21 protein-coding genes and 1 pseudogene are annotated in these 22,911 nt (G+C 41.6%); 19 read left to right on the forward strand and 3 right to left on the reverse strand.

The window, feature by feature from the left end:
• Positions 1-6: 6 nt before the first annotated feature.
• Entirely contained in the window at positions 7-435 is a 429-nt protein-coding gene (locus AS29_RS11850) for a MarR family winged helix-turn-helix transcriptional regulator (RefSeq protein ID WP_156505941.1), read from the reverse strand.
• Positions 436-624: 189 nt separating this feature from the next.
• Here AS29_RS11850 and msrA point away from each other — a divergent pair.
• The 3 genes and pseudogenes from msrA to AS29_RS11860 form a co-directional block, all read left to right on the forward strand.
• Positions 625-1,146 (forward strand): annotated as a pseudogene (gene msrA / locus AS29_RS21780) (peptide-methionine (S)-S-oxide reductase MsrA); the annotation flags it as partial.
• On the forward strand, positions 1,132-1,581 hold the full coding sequence (msrB, locus tag AS29_RS21785; protein ID WP_269449395.1) for a peptide-methionine (R)-S-oxide reductase MsrB: 450 nt from the start codon (positions 1,132-1,134) through the stop codon (positions 1,579-1,581). The pseudogene msrA and the gene msrB, both read left to right, overlap by 15 nt.
• A 734-nt stretch (positions 1,582-2,315) precedes the next feature.
• Positions 2,316-3,479 (forward strand): hypothetical protein, encoded by a 1,164-nt coding sequence (locus tag AS29_RS11860; RefSeq protein ID WP_051860620.1) that lies wholly within the window; start codon positions 2,316-2,318, stop codon positions 3,477-3,479.
• A 721-nt stretch (positions 3,480-4,200) separates the two neighbouring features.
• Here AS29_RS11860 and AS29_RS11865 read toward each other — a convergent pair.
• Positions 4,201-4,917, reverse strand: a complete 717-nt coding sequence (locus AS29_RS11865; RefSeq protein ID WP_035406239.1) for a glycosyltransferase — start codon at positions 4,915-4,917, stop codon at positions 4,201-4,203.
• Positions 4,918-5,117: 200 nt separating this feature from the next.
• On the opposite strand from AS29_RS11865, the gene AS29_RS11870 reads away from it, so the two are divergent.
• The 11 genes from AS29_RS11870 to AS29_RS21070 all read left to right on the forward strand — a co-directional run bounded on the left by AS29_RS11870 (position 5,118) and on the right by AS29_RS21070 (position 15,491).
• Positions 5,118-6,182 carry a glycosyltransferase family 4 protein gene (locus AS29_RS11870; RefSeq protein WP_035406243.1) on the forward strand — a complete coding sequence of 355 codons (1,065 nt, stop codon included), beginning with the start codon at positions 5,118-5,120 and terminating at the stop codon, positions 6,180-6,182.
• 504 nt (positions 6,183-6,686) lie between these two features.
• On the forward strand, positions 6,687-7,043 hold the full coding sequence (locus AS29_RS11875) for a hypothetical protein (protein WP_035406246.1): 357 nt from the start codon (positions 6,687-6,689) through the stop codon (positions 7,041-7,043).
• A gap of 692 nt (positions 7,044-7,735) precedes the next feature.
• Positions 7,736-8,824, forward strand: coding sequence for a non-hydrolyzing UDP-N-acetylglucosamine 2-epimerase (gene wecB, locus AS29_RS11880; RefSeq protein ID WP_035406249.1), 1,089 nt, complete (start codon positions 7,736-7,738; stop codon positions 8,822-8,824).
• Positions 8,817-9,803 carry a polysaccharide biosynthesis protein gene (locus tag AS29_RS11885; protein ID WP_035406250.1) on the forward strand — a complete coding sequence of 329 codons (987 nt, stop codon included), beginning with the start codon at positions 8,817-8,819 and terminating at the stop codon, positions 9,801-9,803. The genes wecB (AS29_RS11880) and AS29_RS11885 overlap by 8 nt, the downstream gene beginning before the upstream one ends.
• Positions 9,804-10,634 (forward strand): dTDP-4-dehydrorhamnose reductase family protein, encoded by an 831-nt coding sequence (locus AS29_RS11890; RefSeq protein ID WP_035406253.1) that lies wholly within the window; start codon positions 9,804-9,806, stop codon positions 10,632-10,634. It begins immediately after the preceding gene.
• A complete protein-coding gene (locus tag AS29_RS11895) occupies positions 10,627-11,517 on the forward strand; it encodes an NAD-dependent epimerase/dehydratase family protein (protein ID WP_035406257.1) in 891 nt (296 codons plus the stop codon). Before AS29_RS11890 ends, AS29_RS11895 begins: the two co-directional genes overlap by 8 nt.
• 225 nt (positions 11,518-11,742) lie before the next feature.
• Positions 11,743-12,957 (forward strand): glycosyltransferase family 4 protein, encoded by a 1,215-nt coding sequence (locus AS29_RS11900; protein ID WP_035406261.1) that lies wholly within the window; start codon positions 11,743-11,745, stop codon positions 12,955-12,957.
• A 13-nt stretch (positions 12,958-12,970) separates the two neighbouring features.
• Positions 12,971-13,528, forward strand: coding sequence for a hypothetical protein (locus AS29_RS11905; protein ID WP_035406264.1), 558 nt, complete (start codon positions 12,971-12,973; stop codon positions 13,526-13,528).
• A gap of 37 nt (positions 13,529-13,565) precedes the next feature.
• Entirely contained in the window at positions 13,566-14,483 is a 918-nt protein-coding gene (locus AS29_RS11910) for an NAD-dependent epimerase/dehydratase family protein (RefSeq protein ID WP_035406266.1), read from the forward strand.
• 91 nt (positions 14,484-14,574) lie between these two features.
• Positions 14,575-15,267 carry a DUF1796 family putative cysteine peptidase gene (locus AS29_RS11915; RefSeq protein WP_051860621.1) on the forward strand — a complete coding sequence of 231 codons (693 nt, stop codon included), beginning with the start codon at positions 14,575-14,577 and terminating at the stop codon, positions 15,265-15,267.
• A gap of 107 nt (positions 15,268-15,374) precedes the next feature.
• Positions 15,375-15,491, forward strand: a complete 117-nt coding sequence (locus tag AS29_RS21070) for a YjcZ family sporulation protein (protein WP_082883834.1) — start codon at positions 15,375-15,377, stop codon at positions 15,489-15,491.
• Positions 15,492-15,532: 41 nt separating this feature from the next.
• Here the strand turns inward: AS29_RS21070 and AS29_RS11920 are convergent, their stop codons facing one another.
• The gene (locus tag AS29_RS11920) at positions 15,533-16,120 is read right to left on the reverse strand and encodes a hypothetical protein (RefSeq protein ID WP_156505942.1); all 588 of its coding nucleotides are present in this window, start codon (positions 16,118-16,120) and stop codon (positions 15,533-15,535) included.
• Positions 16,121-16,293: 173 nt separating this feature from the next.
• Between AS29_RS11920 and AS29_RS11925 the strand changes: the two genes are divergently transcribed.
• The 5 genes from AS29_RS11925 to bioB all read left to right on the forward strand — a co-directional run bounded on the left by AS29_RS11925 (position 16,294) and on the right by bioB (position 22,845).
• Positions 16,294-17,757: an NAD(P)/FAD-dependent oxidoreductase gene (locus tag AS29_RS11925; RefSeq protein ID WP_035406272.1), complete on the forward strand. Its 1,464-nt coding sequence runs from the start codon at positions 16,294-16,296 to the stop codon at positions 17,755-17,757.
• Positions 17,758-17,969: 212 nt separating this feature from the next.
• Positions 17,970-19,088 carry a non-hydrolyzing UDP-N-acetylglucosamine 2-epimerase gene (gene wecB, locus AS29_RS11930; RefSeq protein ID WP_269449394.1) on the forward strand — a complete coding sequence of 373 codons (1,119 nt, stop codon included), beginning with the start codon at positions 17,970-17,972 and terminating at the stop codon, positions 19,086-19,088.
• An 18-nt stretch (positions 19,089-19,106) separates the two neighbouring features.
• Positions 19,107-20,213 (forward strand): tetratricopeptide repeat-containing glycosyltransferase family 2 protein, encoded by a 1,107-nt coding sequence (locus AS29_RS11935; RefSeq protein WP_035406277.1) that lies wholly within the window; start codon positions 19,107-19,109, stop codon positions 20,211-20,213.
• Positions 20,200-21,732: a glycosyltransferase gene (locus AS29_RS11940; protein ID WP_035406278.1), complete on the forward strand. Its 1,533-nt coding sequence runs from the start codon at positions 20,200-20,202 to the stop codon at positions 21,730-21,732. The genes AS29_RS11935 and AS29_RS11940 overlap by 14 nt, the downstream gene beginning before the upstream one ends.
• Before the next feature lie 117 nt (positions 21,733-21,849).
• The gene (gene bioB, locus AS29_RS11945) at positions 21,850-22,845 is read left to right on the forward strand and encodes a biotin synthase BioB (protein ID WP_035406410.1); all 996 of its coding nucleotides are present in this window, start codon (positions 21,850-21,852) and stop codon (positions 22,843-22,845) included.
• The last annotated feature ends 66 nt before the right edge of the window (positions 22,846-22,911 follow it).

Raw genomic sequence — 22,911 nt, forward strand, 5'->3', positions numbered from 1 at the left:
GGATTGTTATTCAAAGTCTTTATCAATTTTTTTAAATAAGTGCACAAATGTTTGAAGTTCTTCCTGATTCAGGCTTCCGAACCGTTCAAATAAATAGTCGGTTTTCTTTTTTTCAAGCTCCATTAATTTTTTTGTCCCTGCATCCGTAATGCCGATATGAATAATTCTCCGGTCAGATTCGGCTCTGGAGCGTTCTATTAGCCCTTTGCCGACGAGTGAATCCGCCATAGACGTAATATGGCTAGCTGAAACATCAAGCTTTTTGGAAAGATCAGATGATTTTAATGTTCCGTCACAGTGAAGTGATTTTAATATGAAGAATTCATTTCTTGAGATTTCTTTTTCCAATATGCTGTTAACGCCTTGGCGAAGCTGGCGGAATACCCTCCTCAGCAGGCCTTCCATTTCATAAAGAAGCTCTTCCTTATCATTCAAACGCTCTCCCTGCCTTCTTGAAAAAATACTTAAGTAACTGAACTATTAATTAGATTAAGTATTTTTTCTCTTCCTGTCAAGAATAATAAACCGGTAATCTTTACATGCCCGTCCATATGTTAAGCAAGTTTCTTTTCCTGGCGATGGCAGGTGGTATAATAATAATATGAATATAAAGCGAGGTGTCTAATGATGAAACAAACAGAATTGGCGACTTTTGCCGGAGGGTGCTTCTGGTGCATGGTCCAGCCTTTTGATGAGATGCCGGGAATCGAGCGGGTTGTCTCAGGCTACACAGGAGGCACTGTTGAAAATCCCACCTATGAACAAGTATGCTCCAATCAGACAGGTCATTATGAGGCGGTTCAAATAACTTTTCAGCCCGACGTTTTTCCATATGAAAAGCTTCTTGAACTTTTCTGGCAGCAAATCGATCCGACTGACGCGGGCGGCCAGTTCTTTGACCGCGGTGAATCCTATAAAACCGCTATTTTTTATCACAGCGCAGAGCAGGAGCGCCTTGCTGAACAATCGAAGGTAAAGCTTCAGGAGAGCGGGAAATTCAGCAAGCCGATTGTAACAGAGATTATACCGGCATCGGTTTTTTACCCGGCTGAGGAGTATCATCAGGATTACTATAAAAAAAATTCAGCTCACTATAACCGTTACAAAACAGGTTCAGGCAGAGCAAAATTCATAGAAGACCATTGGAAAAACAACGATGGAAAAAAAGACATTATTCAATCGCTGACTCCTATGCAATATGAAGTCACACAAAATAATGGAACAGAGCCTCCATTCCGAAATGAATACTGGGATAACAAAGAAGAGGGCATTTATGTAGATATCGTTTCCGGAAAACCTCTTTTCAGTTCAACAGAACAGTACGATGCAGGGTGCGGCTGGCCAAGCTTTACAAAGCCGATTGATGAAGAGGAAGTTGATGAAAAAATGGATTTCACCCACGGTATGGTTCGAACCGAGGTGCGAAGCAAAACGGCTGATTCCCATCTGGGCCATGTGTTTAACGACGGACCAGGACCGAATGGACTAAGGTATTGCATTAATTCCGCAGCATTGAAGTTCATACCAAAAAGTGAGCTAGCTGAAAAAGGATACGAACGATACAGTGTTTTATTTGATTGATGAAAGAAGGCTGCCGGTTAACCCGGCAGCCTTTGCTTTTTCAGAAAAAAAATCTTTCTTTTTCTTCCTTCTAGCCAGTTCCCTGAAAATACAGTTTTAACCAGGTTTTTTAAACCCATCTTTCATTTGCACATACATATTCCGTCACTGATTAATAGATTAGATTAGTATATATCGCAAGTAAGGAAAGATCGCTTCCATTAGTTTAGTTCCAATGAATAAATTGTATATGCTCTAATTTTCTTTGAAAACACCTCTTCAGGCAGTTTTAGCTTCTTTCTCAGTTATTTTTCCCATCATTCCATCATCTGCTTACGATTACTGCGTTTTATTGTTTGACGATACCAGAGTTAAAAACTCGATTCGGATGTTAATAATGAGATTATTTAAAATGGAGTTGGCGAAAGTTACGTTCTAATCTGTTCAAAATGCAATATATTTGATGTTCAGATTGAAAATAATTGAGATTAAAACACGAATATAGTTAAGCCTTTAAGGACTCGTGAGGTTAATTATGGAGATGCTATCCACTCATCTTTGAAGAATGTTCAATTAAGTAATTGAGTGAAAAATCCGCAAATTTACTAGGTCATTTACTAGAAACTAAATTTCTATAAATAAATATAATGCATAGATCAGTATGCTTGAATTACTAGTATCAAAATAAGTTGCTGCACCTTTAAACTGGAATCCAGGACTAAAGGAAAAACTAATTTTAGGGGGTATTTGCATTTATGGCCACCTTATCAACAGGCCCAATAGAAAACAATTCGGTGGGAGGGATTAGACCTAGCCAACAGGTTACAGTAAAAATTGACAACCGTGACTCTGTGAACAACTCTACAATACTCATTCAAGGATATACATTAAACGGGACGAGAATATTATATGTAAGCGAATTATTTAGTGTAAATCCGAATCAGGTTGTGACAAAAACCTATTTTGCTGATGTTGAAGGTTTTGAATTTATCTTTAATATTTCAGGACTTGGAGAAGGACAAACGGAAGTCTCTGTGTGGGGGAAAAATTCTTCAGGCCAGCTTGTAGCTGCTCACAGACTAGTCTCGGACGAGCTAATAGGCACACAGCAAAATGTAAGTGGAGTGACGGGTGCAACGGGAGCGACAGGTCCAGCTGGTCCAGTGGGAGCAACAGGTCCAGCGGGAGCGACCGGAGCAACAGGCACAGCCGGAGCAACAGGTCCAGCGGGAGCAACCGGAGCAACAGGCACAGCCGGAGCAACAGGTACAGCCGGAGCAACCGGAGCAACAGGCACAGCCGGAGCAACAGGAGCCACAGGCACAGCGGGAGCGACCGGAGCAACAGGTCCAGCGGGAGCAACCGGAGCCACAGGCACAGCCGGAGCGACCGGAGCAACAGGCACAGCCGGAGCGACCGGAGCAACAGGTCCAGCGGGAGCAACGGGAGCAACAGGTCCAGCGGGAGCAACGGGAGCAACAGGTCCAGCGGGAGCAACGGGAGCAGCGGGAGCTACAGGAGCACCAACGCTCGGCTTTAGTAATAATACAGGAACAATTACCGTATTTCCGCCATTGAATACTGAAACCGTTGTTGCGAGCGTAACAACTTCAGTATTAGCTGGCCAGAATATTAAAATTGATTTTGCTTTAGCGTATGAGTTGGTTACGACCGCCAATAGTACGTTTACTGCTGAATTTAGAATATATCGGGATGCAACCTTTATTAGTACAAGAATTTTGAATCGAGCGATTACTTCAGCAGGTGCTCAAAGATTTGATATTGCTAACACTTATGTAGATACCGCTCCAGCTGCAAATCCTGCTTCCGTTTACCAGGTTCGAGTCATTCAGACTCAAGCAACGAATGTGACGACTGGAGCAGCAGTTAACCGAAATTTAAACTTGATTAAATTCTAATTAAAGAATTAAGATGCCTTTTAAATCTTTCCCCTGTAGGATTGACCCTTAGAATAAGGGTCATCTTATAGGGTCTTTTTGTGGAGAAACCAATGGGTCTAAAGAGATGGAAATAAAAAAATAGCGATAAACTCATATCTCAAATCTAACCACATAAGTAATACTGGTCCCTATATAGGATAACGTTAAGAAGACAGGACAGTTCGACTAAGAAGCTAGTTTTGAGAAGTGAGTATGATTCTAATGCATTGAAACTCATCTGGAAGAAAACGGTGAGCGCTGATTAAGGAATTTTAGATGCAGACAACAAAGACGGAATTCCCCTTAGTGGAGAAGTATAATCGGCTGGAAGCGAATCATTATTTACTACCAGCGGAATACGAACTGCTAAAAAGATGCGACTATCTGAAAGGAATCTGACCAAAAAGAGAAAACACTCCTCTAAATATTTCGTCTGATTCGGAAAGCCATTGAAAAGACATGGTTAATAAAACCTGAAAATCCTTGAAGAAACCAGAAATATAGAGATATATGACGATCAAAAAAATGATGACCCCTGTATAAAGCAGAAATCATCTTCTTTAAATATCTACCTTTTATATAAGTGTCCTTGACAAGGGATACAGATTTATAATTACTGTTTGGTCTAATGATGAAAAAACACAGAGTTCAGTGTCAAGGATATTAAAAAAGGTGAAATATAAAAACTGCGATTCTTTTCTCAAAATGGATGATATAAATGCATCCAAAGGAGTGGACGGTACTTGCTTTCAAGTTGAAATACTTCCGAAAGGATCTGGGGCTGATATTTTCTTGTACCCGCTTCAATATGCGTGCGGAATTGGATGAGGATTTCATCGATATAATGCAGATCGTAGCCGGCAAGAATCATCCTAAACCACATATCATAATCATGGGTGTACTTCCATTGGGGGTCAAAATAACCGACCTTTTCGAAGCATTCTTTTTTCATAAGGATGGTACAGCCGTTAACTGGATTTCCCTGGAGAAAAAATTGGGGCACCTCTTTTAAATCGGCAGTAAACCGCTTTCCGCACCAGGGAATCAATACCGTATTATTTTCATCGATGTAGTCATAGTTGGTAAAGCTGAAGTCTGCCCCATGCGTTAGCATATAAGTCATTTGCTTTTGAATTTTTTCTGGCAGGAAATAGTCATCCGATGACAGCCAGGCAATGTATTCTCCAGAAGCTGTTTCAATCCCCTTATTCAGCGCAGTAGCGGTTCCTCCATTTTCTTTTCTTAGATAAACAATCCTGTCAAGAAAGGGTGCTAATTTTTCCATATGGGCAGTTGATCCATCGTCCACAACGATGACTTCTATGTTCGGATACGTTTGGTTCAGAGAACTCTGAATAGCCTGTTCTACATAAGAACAATTGAAAAACGGGATGATGATCGACACTTTTGGAGTCATTATATAATCTCCCTTACATCATTTTGCTGTGCTTCAATCCACATGATATGAAAATTCATCAAATCGGTCAGGACATCCATCCAGTTTCATAAAAAACTGATAAAATAGCTCATTCCAATCTCAGCATTTGAACATAGAAATGAAAAGGAATAGATAAGTGGTCCGAAGCCTGGAAATATTGAAGAGAAAGGAATTTTAAAATGGATATACTTTTCATTTATTACGTGCCGAGCGGCGGTGTAGAAACGCTGAACAGGCAAAGATCGGCAGCATTAAAAGCGGCAGGGATCCAGAGTCATTTTTTGTACTATAGGATGGAAAGAACGCTTGTAAATGATCATGAAGCCCCCTTGCATATTAAAAGTGACGAAAATGAAATAAGGAGTTTAATTGAATCAACCCGTTTTGATGCAATTGTCGTGACGTCAGATTATCTCCTTCTTCCAAAGATCCGCAGCTGGGGATACACGGGAAAGCTGATTTTCGAAATTCAGGGTTTAGGATCACAGGAAACGGCAAGGACTGTACTCACTTATGCCATTTCGTACATTACCCCGTCTGCAAACTGCATTCTAAGCTCCAAAACCCCTCATATCATGCAAATGCTTGGTGAACTCTATCCTGGATTTCCTGCTTATTTTATGGACAATTGCTTTGATGCAGAGCGATTTACCCACCGGACCTCTGCAGCATCCGTTAAGCCGATTATAGGATGGATTGGACGATTGGAAGATAATAAAAATTGGAGAGAATTTCTATTAATCGCCCATCTCTTTTCCAACGCTTTTTTTCTGGATGCAGACTTTTATATGTTCGAGGATCATACACTTTCCGCACCTGAAGAAAGAGCGCAATTCGATGCTTTGAGGAACATGTTGGGTCTTGAAAGCAAACTTACCGTTCTTTCAAATATACCGAACCAGGAAATGACGGAATACTTTTCCAGAATGGCGGATTCAGGAGGTTTTCTCTGTTCGACCTCCAAGGTTGAAGGATTCGGATACGCGATTGTAGAGGCGATGAGCTGCGGCTGTCCGGTTTTATCTACTAATTCGGATGGGGTACAAAGCTCCATTATTCATAACGTGACTGGGAAATTTTATACACTCGGGAACATCCATGAGGCTTGTTTAGAAGGGCTGGAATTGATTCAAAATAAAGAGACAAGGGCACGTATACAGGCATCTGCATTAGCGCATATTAAAGAGCATTTCAGCAATCAAAAGTACAGTCAGAGCTTTTTGGAGATGCTGTGCAGCATTTGAACGCTTTAATGGAATAAATGAAATAATCAGCGTTCATTGACTTATTTCGTGAACGCTTTTTCAAGTTTACACAATTGCTGAAGGTCTAGTGATATTTAAAATTAATACATAGAACTTTTCTTGGTATATCCCATTAATGCGAATCCTTTGCTGACAAGTCATACATATTTAACCCCCTTTAAGACAACCAGGAACAAAAAGGCTGTTCTGATCAATTGAGTATCCTTAAAGATTATTAAAACAATACTTGGTTTATTAAGAAATATAAATGGGAGTGTCAAATCAATAAATAAGGAAAGAGACTACTAGTTTGATAGGACAAATACGTAAGCCATATTTGAGCGGCTGAATAACATAGAAGTGTAGGTGCTGATGAGTTGGATCGTTGAGGGGATGGGGAGAAACATAATGTTCCAACCTTTGCTGCAGCCAGTTACATTATCGTGCCGAAAGTAATGATTTCTCCTATTGGACAGGTTTTATATTTTGCAGGGAGGTTGTTGGATGGCTATTTTATCAACTGGGCCAATTGAAAATAATGCGGTGGCAGGAGTAAGACCTACTCAGCTTGTAACGGTGAAAATTGCCAATCGTGATGCTGTCAATTCTTCAACGGTATTAATTCAGGGCTTTAAATTAACTTCGACAAGAACACTTTATGTTCTGGATCTGATTTCTGTTGCGCCAAATCAAGTGATCTCAAAAAGTTACTTTGCCAATATAGATGATTATGCTTTTGTCTTCACAACTGGAGGTATGGCTGAAAGATCTACTCAGGTATCAGTATGGGGGAAAGATGCAGACGAAAACCTTGTATCTGCCCACAGACTTGTATCAGATGAGATTTTAAATCAAAATTAAAAAATATTACGGTTTTATTTTTACTGAAATGTGAGAATTTATGATATGCCGCGGTCCTCATCAGTGATGTTACACAATTGCAGCAGTGAAAGAGATTTTTCGGTTAGACACACTGCTTCTCAGCAAGGATAATTCTGAATTTTAATTATTCAATTACAGCATGATCATTTTAAGCTTTAATCCATGCATGTGCCGAAATAAGAACAAAGGCAGCATGTATTATTTAATAAACTTATAAAGGCTGCATGAATTAGATGCATCCTTTTTTTGTGTTCCATTTTAATGATCAGTAAGAACCTAATTTTTTTTTATTAAATTGGCTTTGTTAAAGCATTATGTTGATTTATTAACACCTGTTGATTGGAGTGGAAAGCATGAGACTTCAGCGGGAGCAGCAGGACAGGTGAGACGCAAAGCGCAGAGGAGGCTCACCGCCTGTCCCGCGGAAAGCGAATGCATGCTAGCTGCAATCAACAGCCAAGTTTAACAGAGCTATTAAATTAAGGATCCCCAAACGGAATGACGTTCTTCTTTTAACTCTATTATATTAGGCAAGTGGCTGTTTTCAAGAAAATGAGATCTTTCCAATAGACTTGCCTATGCATGGCCGATTCATCGAGCATATCTTAGAAGGAATGCACTAGGAGGAGAGTACACGCGCGGATTTACAGCGGATTAGGAGGCTATAGAAAGTGAATGTCGTAACGATTCTAGGCACCAGACCGGAAATCATCCGCCTAAGCCGGATCATTCCGAAATTGGATAGGCTAGCGAAAAAGCATATTGTCGTTCATACCGGCCAGAATTTTACAGAGGAATTAAGCGGGGTTTTCTTTAAAACGCTTCAGGTGCGTACCCCGGATTATCAATTATTTAATCAGCAGCTTACAGTTGGGGAACAATTATCTGAAATGTTTAAAGGTCTTGAGGCAATCTTTTTAAAAGAAAAACCGGATCGAATTCTGATCCTGGGTGACACGAACAGCGGATTGTCTGCTATTTTAGCAGAGAGGATGGGGATACCGGTGTTCCACATGGAAGCAGGCAACCGCTGCTTTGATTTGAAGGTACCAGAGGAAAAGAACAGGAAAGTGATTGATTCCATATCTAGCATTAATCTCCCTTATACAGAGCAAAGCAGGGAGAATCTGCTCCGGGAAGGGCTTCACCCCCGGAAAATCCATGTTACGGGAAACCCTATTAAAGAAGTTCTGGATCATTATAAGGAAGAGATCATAAAAAGTCCGATATTAAATCAATTAAACTTGCAGAAAAAAAATTATCTTTTGGTAACCATTCACCGCTCAGAGAATGTTGATCACCCGGAACGGTTAATTGAAATATTTAAAGGGGTGAATGAGACTGCAGCTAAACTGAATGTAAGAGTTATATGCAGTGTTCATCCACGAACGGAGACGCGTTTGAACCAAGCAAGCCTGGTTATGAACCCCCTCGTTGAATTCTACAAGCCCTTTTCCTTCTTTGACTTTGTTCAATTAGAAATGCATGCCAAATGTGTACTAACAGATAGCGGCACCGTTCAGGAGGAGTGTTGTTTATTCCATGTACCTGCGGTAACTATTCGGGATACAACGGAAAGACCGGAAACTGTAGCGTGCGGAAGCAACATGCTGTCTGGAATCGATGCCGCAAGCATAACCGCTTCTGCAGAAACCATGATGAACTTGCCAAATAAGTGGAAGATTCCTGAAGAATATCTCCGTGAAAATGTATCAGACACCATTCTAAAAATTATATTGGGAGGAAATTCTTGTGTTTAATAACCAAACCATTTTAGTCACAGGCGGTACAGGATCGTGGGGGCATGAACTGGTCAGGCAGCTGCTGGAGTTCAGTCCGAAGGAAATCCGGATTTTTTCCAGAAACGAATCAAGTCAATTTACGATGGGTCAGGAATTTAAAGGGCATAGCAATATTTCCTTTGTGATAGGAGACATTCGGGATAAAGAGGCCATTGCTGAGGCAGCAAAGAATACGGATTATATATTTCATCTAGCGGCTTTGAAGCATGTTCCGATTTGTGAAGCACAGCCTCTTGAATCGCTGAAAACCAATGTGCATGGAACCCAAAATGTCATTGAAGCGGCGATTGCAAATAAAGTCCGGTCGGTTGTCTATATCTCTACTGATAAAGCCTCTGATCCATCCAATTTTTACGGTTTTTCAAAGGCTATGGGAGAGCGTCTGATTATCAATGCAAACACGCTTAATAGCGGAACAAAATTTGTGTGCATTCGGGGTGGGAATGTACTTGGGACAAATGGCAGTGTCATTCATGTATTCAAAAAGCAAATTGCAGAGTCCAAAAAGGTAGGGATTACGGATCTGAAAATGACGAGATTCTTCCTTACGCTTCAAGATGCCATTGCACTTGTCTTTAAAGCGGTAAAAGACAGCGTTGGCGGTGAAATCTTCGTTATGAAAATGCCGACTTGCCGAATACTCGATCTCGCTGAGGTATTAATTGAGGACTCCGGTGTGAAAAATGTCCGCATTGAAACAACAGGAGTGAGGCCGGGGGAAAAAATTCATGAGCTCCTGCTGTCCAATTATGAATGCTCCTACTCCATCGTTTACGATGATGAATACTATGTGATCTTGCCCTCTATTCATATAAACGGAATGAAAGAACGCTATGAAGGCTTTGAACCCGTCAAACTTGAAAACTATGATTCAAGTGACGGATTAATGACCAAAAAAGAAATAAGAGCCATGCTTCAGAGAGGCGGTTTTCTATAAATGCGAGTTCTGATTTTAGGCGGGGCGGGAATGGCTGGCCATATGATCAGAGATTATTTTTCCGAAAAACCGTCCTATCAGGTGTTCTATACAACAAGAAACATTTCAGATACTAAAGGGATCTTTTTAAATATTAATAACGCTAACAGTGTGGAAGAAATCATTGATTATCTCAAACCGGATTTGATCATCAACTGCATTGGATTACTCAACCATATCGCGGACGAAAACCCTCTTGCTGCTCTTCAGGCAAACAGTATTCTTCCGCATCAGCTCGAAAAATTGCTTTCCCGGCAAGGAGGAAAGCTGGTTCATATTAGCACCGATTGTGTATTCTCCGGAGAGAAAGGCCGATATTCAGAGAAGGACACTCCTGACGGCACATCATTTTATGCACAGTCTAAGAGATTAGGAGAGATCCACAGTGATCGGCACCTTACCATTCGGACTTCGATAATCGGTCCGGAATTGAAAGATAATGGAATCGGTCTCTTTGCATGGTTTATGAAGCAAACAGGGGAAATCCAAGGGTATGAAAAAGTTATCTGGAACGGGGTTACCACTCTGGAACTGGCGAAAGCCATCGAATATTTGGTTGAAAAGAAGACAGCCGGTTTGTATCATCTCGGTTCAAAAACGCTGCTATCTAAAAATGAGCTGCTTTTACTAATCCAAAGAGTTTTTAATAAAACGGATGTAAAAATTATTCCGGATAGCAAGATCATACTAAATCGAACCATCGTGAGCACACGATCAGATGCTGTTTATCCGCTCCCTTCCTATGAAACCATGCTGATTGAACTTAAGCAATGGATGGAGAGCCATGAGTAAAACCATCCTGATAACAGGTGCAAATGGATTTACAGGGATGCACGCCTGTCAGTATTTCTCTGAAAAAGGCTACAACGTTATTGGAACAGCGAGAAGGCCTGCTGAAATAGGTAAAAAGGTGAATTTGATTCTCTGCGATTTAGTAGAAGAAGCATCTGTTCAATTATTAATTAAACAAACCCAGCCTGATTATCTTTTGCATTTAGCGGGAGTAAGCCACGTAGGGAAATCATGGGAAGATCCTGTGGGTACTTTAAAAACAAACGTCCTTTCCACCCTTCATTTACTCGACGCCATTCATAAAGAAAAAGTGGACTGCAAAAGTGTCATTACAGGGTCTGCTCTGCAGACAGACCCCGGAAGTTTAAAGTCGGTTCCCCATCCTTACAGCTTCAGTAAAACCATCCAAACCCTCTGCACGATAGCATGGGGGACGTTATACCAAATGGATGTTGTGATTGCGAAGCCTTCGAATTTAATTGGACCTGGAAATTCATCAGGAGTTTGTTCGGCTTTTGCTCAAAAGATTGTTCACATGCAGCATAATGGAGCAGATCATGTGCTTAACATCGATACCCCTCTTGCGGAAAGGGATTTTCTAGATGTGAGAGATGCTATTGGAGGATATGAAGTATTATTTGAAAAGGGTGAGTCAGGAGAAACGTACGATGTATGTTCGGGCCGAACCCGAACGATTAAAGAAGTAGCTGAAACGTATCGGAAAATTTCCTCCTTCCCATTCAAAATTAAAACAAAAAAAGATGTTCCCTCAGATCCTGCTGAACTCGGCAGCCCGTCTCGTTTAAAGGAATTGGGTTGGCGTCCTCAATATATGTTCGAGGATACGCTTGCAGATACTCTCCAATTCTACTCCCAGTCATAGTGTCCAGGCATTTGGCTTAAAGGTCAGATGTCTTTTTCTTTCATTAAATTTCTTAGTATCTCTTCCAAGGTTAAACGTTCCAATCACTATCCGCAGGTGTCCATAAGCAAGCAACCCATATTGTATTCAAAGGGCTGAAAAATGGTGTCATTTGCAGATTGCCTTCCATATCATGTAAGCAGCAGGACTAGACGGTTATTAAATTTGGTATAGGAGCTGAACCTCATGAAAATATTACTGGCCACTTATTGGGCCATCCCCCATTTAGGCGGAGTTTGGAATTACATGGTCCAAACGAAAGGCTATTTGGAAGCACTTGGACACGAAGTAGACATTCTGGGCTACGGTGCAGATAATACGTTCATTCACCTCGTGAACAAAGACCGAAGAGTGGAGAAAAACGACTTGATGCCAGTCCTAAATGTAAACGTTACTCCGGAAAAGTATACGGAAATTTTTGCGAATAAATTAGTAGAATACACAGAATTCCAGAGGTACTGCTATGAACTGGCAGCTGTCTATTTAGGGCTTGAAGAATATGACATCATTCATACCCAGGATGTCATCGCAACCTCGTGCATTAGCCGCGTAAAACCTCAAGCAACCCCGCTTGTAGCCACACTTCATGGATCCGTTGCACACGAGATCCGCCATCAGCTGAAAACCATTCACAAATCCTCGAATTCTTACTTGGCCAAAGCTTATTATGATGAATTGGAAAGCTTGGGCGGATATACGGCCGACTTGACGATTGTAGCGAACAATTGGCTTAAAAACATCCTGCAAAATGAGTTTGCGATCCCCGAAGAGCAGCTGAAGGTCATGCACTATGGCTTTAATATTCCGGCATTTGATTCAGGGCTGAATCAGAAAACCGATGTAACGAAACCAGAAGGAAAAAAGGTCATCATGTTTTCAGGAAGGCTTGTTGAATTAAAAGGTGTTCATTACCTGCTGGAAGCTCTTGCAAAGCTCATGGAGAGAAATAAGGACTGGATTTGCTGGATTGCAGGCGATGGGGATAAAAAAGGGGAATTGGTCATTCAGTCAAAGGTGCTTAGTCTTGGAGACCATGTAAAGTTTCTTGGAGTGCGGGATGATTTGCCTGCACTGCTTAAACAAACAGATATCTTTGTTCTGCCAAGCTTGATTGAAAACCAGCCGCTCTCACTGATTGAAGCACAGCTGGCAGGGAACGCAATTGCAGCAAGCAATGCTGGCGGCTTGCCTGAAATGGTCGAGGATGGAGTGACAGGATTGCTGTTTCCAGCAGGTGACTCAGATAAACTGACAGATGTTTTACTCGATATGGTTACGGATGATGAGCTCCGAACAAGATTAGGGACGGCTGCGAGAGAGTGGGCAAGAATCCACTGGGATCTCAGTACAGGGGTCAGAAAATTGACGGATATTTATGAAAGCCTGACAAAAAACGGATAAATGAGGTGTAAACATGGGGAATGAAGGAATTGGTTTATTGAAAAGACAGCAAAGAATGACAGTGCTTATGAATTCATTGACGGCTGTTAAAACATCTGGTGAACTGCAAGTTGTTTCCGGTGACCTAGAGAATTTATCGGCTTTGCTTAAAGCAAGGCTTGAAAGAAATAGATCGAGAACCATAGATCCGGTTTCTGAAGCAAATCCTGATAAATTGATACCAGCCGAGCTTCAGGAAGCATCAAAATTAAATATGGGACTCATGAAGGCAAATCCTGAATTAAGGGGATTTTCAGCAGCCTTAAAAGACTATATCAGCGAATTAATTTTAAGATCAATCCGAAGCAAATGGTCTGCAAATATAAGACCGGCTGTAGCTGCAGAAACAATGGAATCATCGCCGATGGGTATAGCAGAAAGTTTACAATCTGTATTTGAAAACGCGGTTTTCCCTTCTGAGCTCCCTGTTAATATGGGCATATGGAACAAAATTGCTTCTTCGCTTCCTGAAGGATACCAAATTCCTAATCCAAAAACATACAGCGTCATTGCAGATAATCTCGTTAAATAACCAGGTATATTAGAATTCAAAAAAAGGAGAACCGCTCATGAAGGCTGTTGTTACAGGGGGAGCCGGCTTTATTGGCTCCCATCTTACAGAAGCATTAGCAGATCTGGGATTTGAAGTCCATGTTTTGGATTGGACAGAAGCAGAAGTACCTGAAGCCTTAAAAAAAGATCATGTCGTCTATCATGCACTTGATATTTGCAGCAGAGAGGCGAGGGAAATGGTTGTTTCCATTGATCCATCCTTCCTGTTCCATTTGGCTGCTCAAGCAGATGTCGGAATTTCAATTGAAACTCCGCTCTATGATGCCTGGATTAACGTAAACGGGACCATCAACATGCTGGATGCATGCAGAGAAACCAGCTCATGCAAAATGATTTTTGCTTCTACTGCGGCCGTATACGGACTTCTCGATAAAAAAGAGATCTGTGAAGAAGATCCCGTGAATCCTGAATCGAATTACGGACTTTCAAAGCTTACCGCAGAATCCTATATTCGGCTTTATCAAAAACTTTACGGCATCCCTTATACCATACTTCGATACGCAAATGTATACGGACCAAGACAGCTACCGAAAGGAGACGGCGGGGTAGTCGCTGTATTCATGAAGAACATCCTCTCCTCGGGATCAATATCTGTACATGGAGATGGCGAGCAGACCAGGGATTTTATTTTTGTTAAAGATGTGGCCGCGGCAAATATTGCAGCCATGAAATATGGAAACAATGAAACAATCCAGATCAGCACAGGCGAAACATACAGCATTAATGAATTAATCCAATATTTAAAAGCGAGCCAAAGTGACGGATTTGTGACACAATATTCAGCCGTACGCAAAGGAGATATCAAGCACAGCTGTCTAGCAAATGAAAAGGCCCGGAACCTATTGAAATGGATCCCGGCATATGGGCTGGAACATGGGCTGAAAGAAACCTATTTATACTACAGCTCACTTTAGGACAAATACCCTCTCTAATCACAGTCCAGCTGAATAAGATACTCAATGAAACACTATACATTCTCAAAGGCTAAAGGAGGAAAGAGGTAACATGAGCTTAGAAGAAAGTTTAAGTAAAATAAAAGGATCCTATGATGCAGTCATCAGTTTAGGTGATCTGTGTCTGGGTTCCATTCAGCTTAAAAAAAGCAGTCTGAGAAATTTTTCAGGTGTATTGGATTGGATGGCATCCCCATTTTTAAGGGATGTAAACCGTTTGCTGAAAAATAAGTTTATCGGTTTTTTTGATGAGGCCAATCTAAGAATTATCGGGTATGCAGCGGATGACATTATCTGTGTAGCAGACGACGGATATAATTTGGTTTCCAACCATGACTTTATGACCGAAGATGGGAATACGTTGACCCACCTAGGTTCCTATAAAGAAGTTATGGACAAATACGACCGCAGAATTCAGCGGACCCTTGAAAAATTTGCTTCGGCAGACAGAATCCTTTTTGTGAGAACAGAAGGATCGTATGAGGATGCATGGGAGCTTCAGAATATATTATCCGAGATTGTAGCGAATGACTTTCGTGTTTTGATGATCAACCATACGGATGTAAAAGAGATGACAGACAGCTTCTGGGGACTTGAGAAAATCTGTGCCGTTGAGCTTCCTGAGGCGGATAAATGGAACGCAAACGACCAGTTATGGTCTGAATTATTGAAGGAAGTAACACTTACTGACAAAAACAGTGCAGACCTTGAATCCAATCCCGGCATGGAAACAGAATCCGAATAAAATACTGCATCCGGGAACAAAACAAAAAAAATAGGCAAATGCCTAAACCAAACAGCCTGGGTCCTGCATAGGCTATCATTGACTAAAACAATTGGAGGGATTGCTTTATGTACGGTTACCCAGGATATGGATATGGTCATGGCGGTTATGGAAGCAGCTTCGTTCTCATCGTTGTATTGTTCATTTTGCTGATTATCGTAGGAGCTGCCTACATCGGCTATTAATTTGCTAGAAGGGCCTAACGGCTCTTTTTTTATGGGCTGTTTTAGGAATGCAGATGCTCACCATAATGGTTACCTTCAGCTTTTGTCTGCCTGCCATTTTTCACGTATTTCTGTCCGATGATCCACCCGATCTGCCCGATCGCTGCCGTTTTTAGTCTGTAAAACGGCATAATCTGTCCAATGACGATGCGAAACTGTCCGTTGTCTCTGAAAATTTGTCCGCACGGAATAATCTGTCCGATCGCCGCCAGATTCTGTCCATGAAAGTCATAATCTGTCCAATGACGCGTCGAAACTGTCCGTTGTCGAATTTGTCCGTGCGGAATAATCTGTCCAATCACAGCCAGATTCTGTCCGATGAAAGTCATAATCTGTCCAATGACGCGTCGAAACTGTCCGTTGTCCCTGAGAATCTGTCCGTGCGGAATAATCTGTCCAATCACAGCCAGATTCTGTCCGATGAAAGTCATAATCTGTCCAATGACGCGTCGAAACTGTCCGTTGTCCCTGAGAATCTGTCCGCACGGAATAATCTGTCCGATCGCAGCCGGATTCTGTCCGAACAACCGCATAATCTGTCCGTCCGATTTATTTAATCCGCCTGCCACCAGGTATTGTGCTTCCATCACACTCATCGGATTCTGTAAATACTGTTCTTTAAATGATTTGCTCCACTACATATTAAAACACGAACATTAAATATTTATTACAGTAAAATAGTTCGCTTTATCTGTTGACGGAAGCGGTTTACTTTGGTATATTTACCAAGGATGTTTGAAAAACGATAACGGAGGGATTTTCCTTGAGCCGTATATATGATGTGATTATTGTAGGAGCAGGACCAGCGGGTATCTTTGCTTCATATGAACTTTCCAATTTAATGCCGGACGCAAAGATCCTGCTGATTGATAAAGGACACGATATTTATCGGAGGAATTGTCCGATTCTTCAAAAAAAAATCGAAAAATGTCCGCCTCCTGCTGGGAAAAAGGACTTCTCGGGATGCCTCCCTGCTTGTTCAATAACAAATGGTTTTGGCGGAGCGGGAGCCTATTCTGACGGAAAATTTAACATTACAAGTGAATTCGGGGGCTGGATGACGGATTACCTTTCCGAAAGTACAGTAATCGACCTGATTAAATACGTAGACCAAATTAACTTAAACCACGGGGCGGCTGATACGATAACCGATCCGCTGACAGATAAAGTGAAAGATATCGAGCGAAGAGGGTATGCAGCAGGATTGAAACTTCTTAGAGCCCAGGTCCGTCATCTTGGAACTGAACAAAACCTGGAAATATTGAAAAGCATTTATGAATTTCTTTCCGTGAAAATTAAGATGCAGTTCAAGACAGAGGTAGAGGATTTGATTACAGTCAAGAACAATGGCGGCCATCATGTGAAGGGGATTTTGCTGAAAAACGGAGAAGAAATTTTGGCAGACAAAGTGATTGTGACTCCAGGCCGGGATGGATCAACATGGCTTGGAGGCATGCTGAAAAAACGCCGGTTATCCATGATCAGCAATCAGGTGGACATTGGTGTACGGGTTGAAACATCCAATGTGGTCATGCAGGAAATTAATGAGCATTTGTATGAAGGGAAATTTATCTTCAATACTTCGGTTGGCACGAGAGTACGGACTTTTTGCAGCAATCCGTCCGGACACGTGGTTGTTGAAAATCATTCGGGAACGATGCTTGCTAACGGACATGCATACAAGGATCCAAAGCTTGGAAGCAGCAACACGAACTTTGCCCTGCTTGTATCCCATAAGTTTTCAGAGCCGTTTGATCAGCCGAATGAATATGCACATGAGGTTTCCAGGCTTGCGAACAGTCTTTCAAGCGGCGGGTTGATTGTACAAAAATATGGAGATATCTTAAAAGGCCGCCGATCTACGGCAAATCGGATTAAAGAAGGATTTATAGAACCGACTTTAAAAGAGGCAGTACCGGGTGATCTTGGCCTCGCGCTTCCATACAATACGATGAAAAGTCTGATTGAAATGACTGAAGCTCTGGATAAAGTGACGCCTGGTCTTGCTTCTGAACATACTCTCTTTTATGGTATTGAAGCAAAATTCTACTCTGCCCGGCCTAAGCTGAATGACCGCTTTGAAACCGAAATCAGCGGTCTTTATGTAGGCGGCGACGGAGCAGGGATTACAAGAGGACTTGCACAGGCAGGAGCTTGCGGCGTATGGATTGCCAGGGATATTGCCAGTAAAAAGGAAGCACCAAGAAAAGAAGAAGTATTCGCCTGAACTTTAGTGGCTGCCGGTATTAATCCGGCAGCTTTTTTATATTTTATGGGGCACACGCACTTAAAGCTGCGGGTGTATTTTTTGTATTTCATCCCTTGATTTTGAGTTCAATAGGCATTCACAAGAGTCGAACTCAGGCCGTTTTTCATACGATATTTAGAGTCTTTAGCGAGTTACGGCCTGCTTTCAACTAAATGAAGAAGGAGCGGCTTATGAAGGTAATGACGGTTTTTGGAACAAGACCCGAAGGTATCAAGATGGCTCCTTTGGTAAATTGTCTGAAGAATGATCCCCAAGTTAACCATGTTTGTGTAAATACCGCTCAGCACCGTGACATGCTGGATCAAGTGATGGCTATTTTTCAAATAAGCCCGAATTATGATTTTAATATTATGAAACAAATTCAAACACCGGAAATGATCAGTACAGCCATCCTTACCAGGCTGTCCAAGGTTCTTGATCTTGAAAAGCCGGAAATCGTACTTGTCCATGGCGATACAACAACAGCGTTCATCAGCAGCTATGCTGCTTTTATGAAGCAAATTCCGGTAGGACATGTGGAAGCCGGTCTCAGGACAGGAAACCGGTATTCCCCTTTTCCGGAAGAAATGAACCGAAAGCTAATTGACCAGTTAGCGACTTACCATTTTGCTGTCACAGAAAGCAATAAACAGAATTTGATGAATGAGGGAATCTGCGAAAAAGATATACTCGTCACAGGAAACACCGTGATTGATGCATTGCTTGAAGCAACGAATAAACCTTTTCAATTTTCGCCTCCGCTTGTAGATATTGTAGAACGGAGCGGCAGAATTTTGCTGATGACGACACATCGGAGAGAAAATTTGCAAAAACTCCAAGGGGTCTATGAGGCCATTAATCAGATTGTTCAAATGTACCCTGATCTTCATGTGATTTTCCCCGTTCATAAAAACCCGCTCGTCCGCAAAGCAGTCGAACAATCTCTCCACTTCAATGACCAGATCCATATTACTGAACCGCTTGACTACCTGAGCTTTGCCCATCTGATGAAAGCCTCTTACCTTATTTTAACGGATTCCGGCGGTATACAGGAAGAAGCTCCAGCTCTCGGCAAGCCCGTATTTGTTGCACGGGAGAATACAGAACGACTTGAAGGAGAAAGAGCGGGGACTATTAAGCTTACAGGCTTAAATTCAGCCCGGATTGTACAGGAAATCCGATTGGTCCTGGACGACGAAGGGGCTTATCAAAAAATGGCACAGGCAATCAATCCATATGGAGATGGATTTTCAAGCCAAAGAATTAAAGATTTTCTTTTAAAAGCATACCGTTCACAGGGCGGACTATAACGGAGGCGCTAAAATTCAATGGTAACGATCAGTTTATGTATGATTGTAAAAAATGAAGAAGATGTTATAGGCAGATGCCTGGAATCAGTTAAAGATCTGGTTGATGAAATCATCATTGTCGATACAGGTTCAACAGATCAAACGAAAAAAATCGTTTCATCGTTTACAAAAAAGATCTATGACTTTAAATGGATAGATGACTTCGCTAAAGCCCGAAATTTTTCATTTAAAAAAGCAATAAAGGAATACATCCTTTGGCTTGATGCTGATGATATTTTTTTAGAGGAAGATCGAAAGAAATTAGGCCAATTAAAAAAGAATCTTGACCCGTCTGTTGATTCCGTCTCCATGTTTTATAATTTGACCATGGATGAAAATGGGAAACCTGTCATGAGGCTGAGAAGAAATCGTTTAGTAAAAAGAAGCAAGGGGTTCAAATGGATTGGTCCTGTGCATGAATATTTGGAGGTGGGCGGGCACATTATTACGAGTGACGCGGCTGTAACTCATGCCAGCATTCATCATGATTCCGACCGGAACCTGAGAATCTATGAAAATCGATTAAAACAAGGAGAAAAGTTTTCTCCGAGAGATTTATATTATTTTGCTAATGAATTAAAAGACCATCAGCAGTATGAAAGAGCAGTGGAGTATTATGAGAAATTTCTTTCTGACGGTAAAGGATGGATTGAAGACAATTTAGCAGCATGCGGCAAATTAGCTGATTGCTACCATGAATTATCCAATCAGGAGAAAATGATATACAGTGTGCTGCGCTCCTTTAAATATGAATCTCCCAGACCGGAATTCTGCTGCAGGCTGGCCTATACGTTTTTTGAAAAGATGGATTACCACTCAGCGATTTATTGGTATAAGCAAGCAGCAGCGATAGGAGTATTAGCTTCTTCATGGGGGATGCAGAATCAAGCCTACGCCGACTGGATTCCGCATATTCAGCTCTGTGTTTGCTATGACAGGCTTGGTGATTATAAATTGTCCCAATACCATAATGAACAAGCAGGGTCTATCCGCCCGGAAAATCCGCAATATTTGCATAATAAACGTTACCTTGAGCAGGTTTTCGCTCTTCAGAACAAAAAGGAGAGTCATAATGAGCAAGAATAAAGTGCTGATTGGCAGTCCGATTCATCAGAAACCGGAAATTCTGAGTGAATTCCTTTACTCATTAGATCATTTAAATCAGGATGATACGGAACTCAGTTTTTACTTTATTGATGACAATAAGGATCCTGAATCCACCCGCCTTCTTTACGAGTTTCAGCAAAAGGCTAAACGAGTGAAAATTGAGCGCTCATCCTATTCAGATGTTTATGTAAAGGACCACTCCACTCATTATTGGAATGAACATCTTGTTTGGAAGGTAGCCGCTTTTAAAGATAGCATGATCCAGTATGCCGATCAGCAGGGATTTGATTATTTGTTTTTAGTAGACTCTGACCTGCTGCTATATCCAGAGACCATATCCCATTTGGTTAAACAGGAGAAAGACATCCTTTCTGAAGTATTCTGGACTAGATGGCAGCCGGATTCGATGGAGCAGCCGCAAGTATGGCTATCTGATGAATATACGCAATATCAGAAAGGAAGAGGGGATCAGCTTTCGGATGAGGAAGCTACTACCCGTTTTCATGAATTTATCAGCCAAATGAAAGTGCCGGGTGTTTATGAAGTAGGAGGACTTGGTGCCTGTACCCTGCTTTCCAGAAAAGCTCTTCAAAAGGGTGTCGGCTTCGGTCAAATTTATAACCTTTCATTTTGGGGAGAAGATCGGCATTTTTGTATCAGGGCTGCAGCAATTGGCTTTAAGCTTTATGCAGATACGCATTATCCTCCTTATCATATTTACCGTGACACGGATTTAGAGGGAGCAGATGATTTCTTTTTAAAGGCTCACAAGAAAACCAGGATCAGGATTAAATCAGAGTATAAGCCCAAACTGACTTTATCTATGATTGTCCGGAATGAAGAAAATAGATTTTTAAAGGAAGTATTGGAGCATCATGCTTCATGTATTGATCATGCCGTTATTATCAACGATGGAAGTACGGATCGGACCCTTGAGATATGCAAGGAGAGGTTAAGCGGCGTCCCCTATGTCATCGTCACAAATGAAGCATCCAAGTTTCATAATGAAATCGAATTACGTAAACAGCAATGGGAAGAAACCATTGCCACAAATCCAGATTGGATTCTGAGCCTGGATGCAGATGAATTTTTTGAAGACGGATTTTGTGAGGAACTCAATAAGCTGATGCATAACAAGGAATTCGATTTGCACTCCTTCAGGCTATATGACTTTTGGAACGAAACCCATTATCGCGAGGATCATATGTGGAGAGCGCATCATGTGTTCCGCCCGTTCCTATTAAAATACAGACCTGGATTTTCATACAAATGGAAGGAAACTGCTCTGCACTGCGGGCGAATGCCTGAAAACGTTTTTCAGCTTCCAAACGCTATATCTCCTATCCGAGTGAAGCATTTCGGATGGTCCAGAGAGAAAGACCGTCTTGAAAAATTCAAAAGATATTTAGAACTGGATTCTAATTTCCACTATGGGGTAAAGGAGCAATATGAGTCCATTTTGGATCCGCACCCTAACTTAATCGAATGGAAGGATTAATACAAGGAGGCTGCCGATAAAAAGGCAGTTTTTTAATGTTAACGCATATTATAAATAAGTTGACATATGGAAAGTCTTTTTTTACGATTATGAAGCAGAGGGGGAATGGAAATGAAAATGAATTGGATTGAAAGAGCCAAGAGTTTGATTGAAATGAATGATACATTAACAACAGAGGAAGCTATGCTAATATTGCAGTCGGAGGACGATGACCTGCTTGAACTGCTGCAAGGAGCTTTTCACATCCGAAAGCACTTCTACGGAAAAAAAGTGAAGCTCAACATGATCATTAATACGAAATCCGGACTGTGTCCGGAAAACTGCGGCTACTGCTCCCAGTCATCTGTTTCGTCAGCGCCTATCGAAAAATACAGAATGATGGACAAGCAGTCGATTATCGATGGGGCGAAGAGAGCCTTTGATCTAAACATAGGAACCTATTGCATCGTCGCAAGCGGGAGAGGACCTTCGGAAAAAGAAGTGGGTCATGTCGCTGAAGCTGTCAGAGAAATAAAAGAAACGTACGGACTCAAAATTTGCGCTTGCCTCGGAATCCTTAAACCCGGTCAGGCAGAAAGGCTTAAAGAAGCAGGAGTTGACAGGTACAATCATAATGTCAACACTTCTAAAGAGCACCATGAGCAAATCACAACCTCACATACATATGACGACCGTATTCAAACCGTTCAATCGGTTAAGGAAGCCGGCATCTCTCCTTGCTCAGGAGTGATCATTGGCATGAAAGAAAGTCTGGAAGATGTGATTTCTATGGCTTTTCAGCTAAAAGAGCTTGATGCAGACAGCATTCCTGTGAACTTTTTGCATGCCATTGACGGCACACCGCTCGAAGGAACAAACGAACTCAATCCGCGCTACTGTCTCAGAGTGCTTGCCCTGTTCCGTTTCGTAAATCCTTCAAAGGAGATTCGGATATCAGGAGGAAGAGAAGTCAATTTGCGCTCACTGCAGCCGCTTGGATTGTATGCGGCGAACTCCATTTTCGTTGGAGATTACTTAACGACGGCAGGTCAGGAAAGTTCCAGTGATCATAAAATGCTAACGGATCTAGGCTTTGAAATTGAATGGCCGGCAGTGCCGGCAAATACCATATAATCAATTGATTTGAATTTACCCCGCCGGAGCATGCAGCCAGCGGGTTTTTCTGTTTGTCTTCACCAT

It is taken from the genome of Bacillus sp. SJS, assembly GCF_000732485.2.
GTDB lineage: Bacteria > Bacillota > Bacilli > Bacillales > Bacillaceae > Metabacillus_B > Metabacillus_B sediminis.

What these genes read in the sequence shown, in the direction of transcription:
- AS29_RS11860 (WP_051860620.1), top strand. Translation starts at nt 2,316, where the DNA reads ATGGCCACCTTATCAACAGGCCCAATAGAAAACAATTCGGTGGGAGGG.
- AS29_RS11865 (WP_035406239.1), bottom strand. Translation starts at nt 4,917, where the DNA reads ATGACTCCAAAAGTGTCGATCATCATCCCGTTTTTCAATTGTTCTTAT.
- AS29_RS11870 (WP_035406243.1), top strand. Translation starts at nt 5,118, where the DNA reads ATGGATATACTTTTCATTTATTACGTGCCGAGCGGCGGTGTAGAAACG.
- AS29_RS11875 (WP_035406246.1), top strand. Translation starts at nt 6,687, where the DNA reads ATGGCTATTTTATCAACTGGGCCAATTGAAAATAATGCGGTGGCAGGA.
- AS29_RS11890 (WP_035406253.1), top strand. Translation starts at nt 9,804, where the DNA reads ATGCGAGTTCTGATTTTAGGCGGGGCGGGAATGGCTGGCCATATGATC.
- AS29_RS11895 (WP_035406257.1), top strand. Translation starts at nt 10,627, where the DNA reads ATGAGTAAAACCATCCTGATAACAGGTGCAAATGGATTTACAGGGATG.
- AS29_RS11900 (WP_035406261.1), top strand. Translation starts at nt 11,743, where the DNA reads ATGAAAATATTACTGGCCACTTATTGGGCCATCCCCCATTTAGGCGGA.
- AS29_RS11905 (WP_035406264.1), top strand. Translation starts at nt 12,971, where the DNA reads ATGGGGAATGAAGGAATTGGTTTATTGAAAAGACAGCAAAGAATGACA.
- AS29_RS11910 (WP_035406266.1), top strand. Translation starts at nt 13,566, where the DNA reads ATGAAGGCTGTTGTTACAGGGGGAGCCGGCTTTATTGGCTCCCATCTT.
- AS29_RS11915 (WP_051860621.1), top strand. Translation starts at nt 14,575, where the DNA reads ATGAGCTTAGAAGAAAGTTTAAGTAAAATAAAAGGATCCTATGATGCA.
- AS29_RS21070 (WP_082883834.1), top strand. Translation starts at nt 15,375, where the DNA reads ATGTACGGTTACCCAGGATATGGATATGGTCATGGCGGTTATGGAAGC.
- wecB (WP_269449394.1), top strand. Translation starts at nt 17,970, where the DNA reads ATGAAGGTAATGACGGTTTTTGGAACAAGACCCGAAGGTATCAAGATG.
- AS29_RS11935 (WP_035406277.1), top strand. Translation starts at nt 19,107, where the DNA reads ATGGTAACGATCAGTTTATGTATGATTGTAAAAAATGAAGAAGATGTT.
- AS29_RS11940 (WP_035406278.1), top strand. Translation starts at nt 20,200, where the DNA reads ATGAGCAAGAATAAAGTGCTGATTGGCAGTCCGATTCATCAGAAACCG.
- bioB (WP_035406410.1), top strand. Translation starts at nt 21,850, where the DNA reads ATGAATTGGATTGAAAGAGCCAAGAGTTTGATTGAAATGAATGATACA.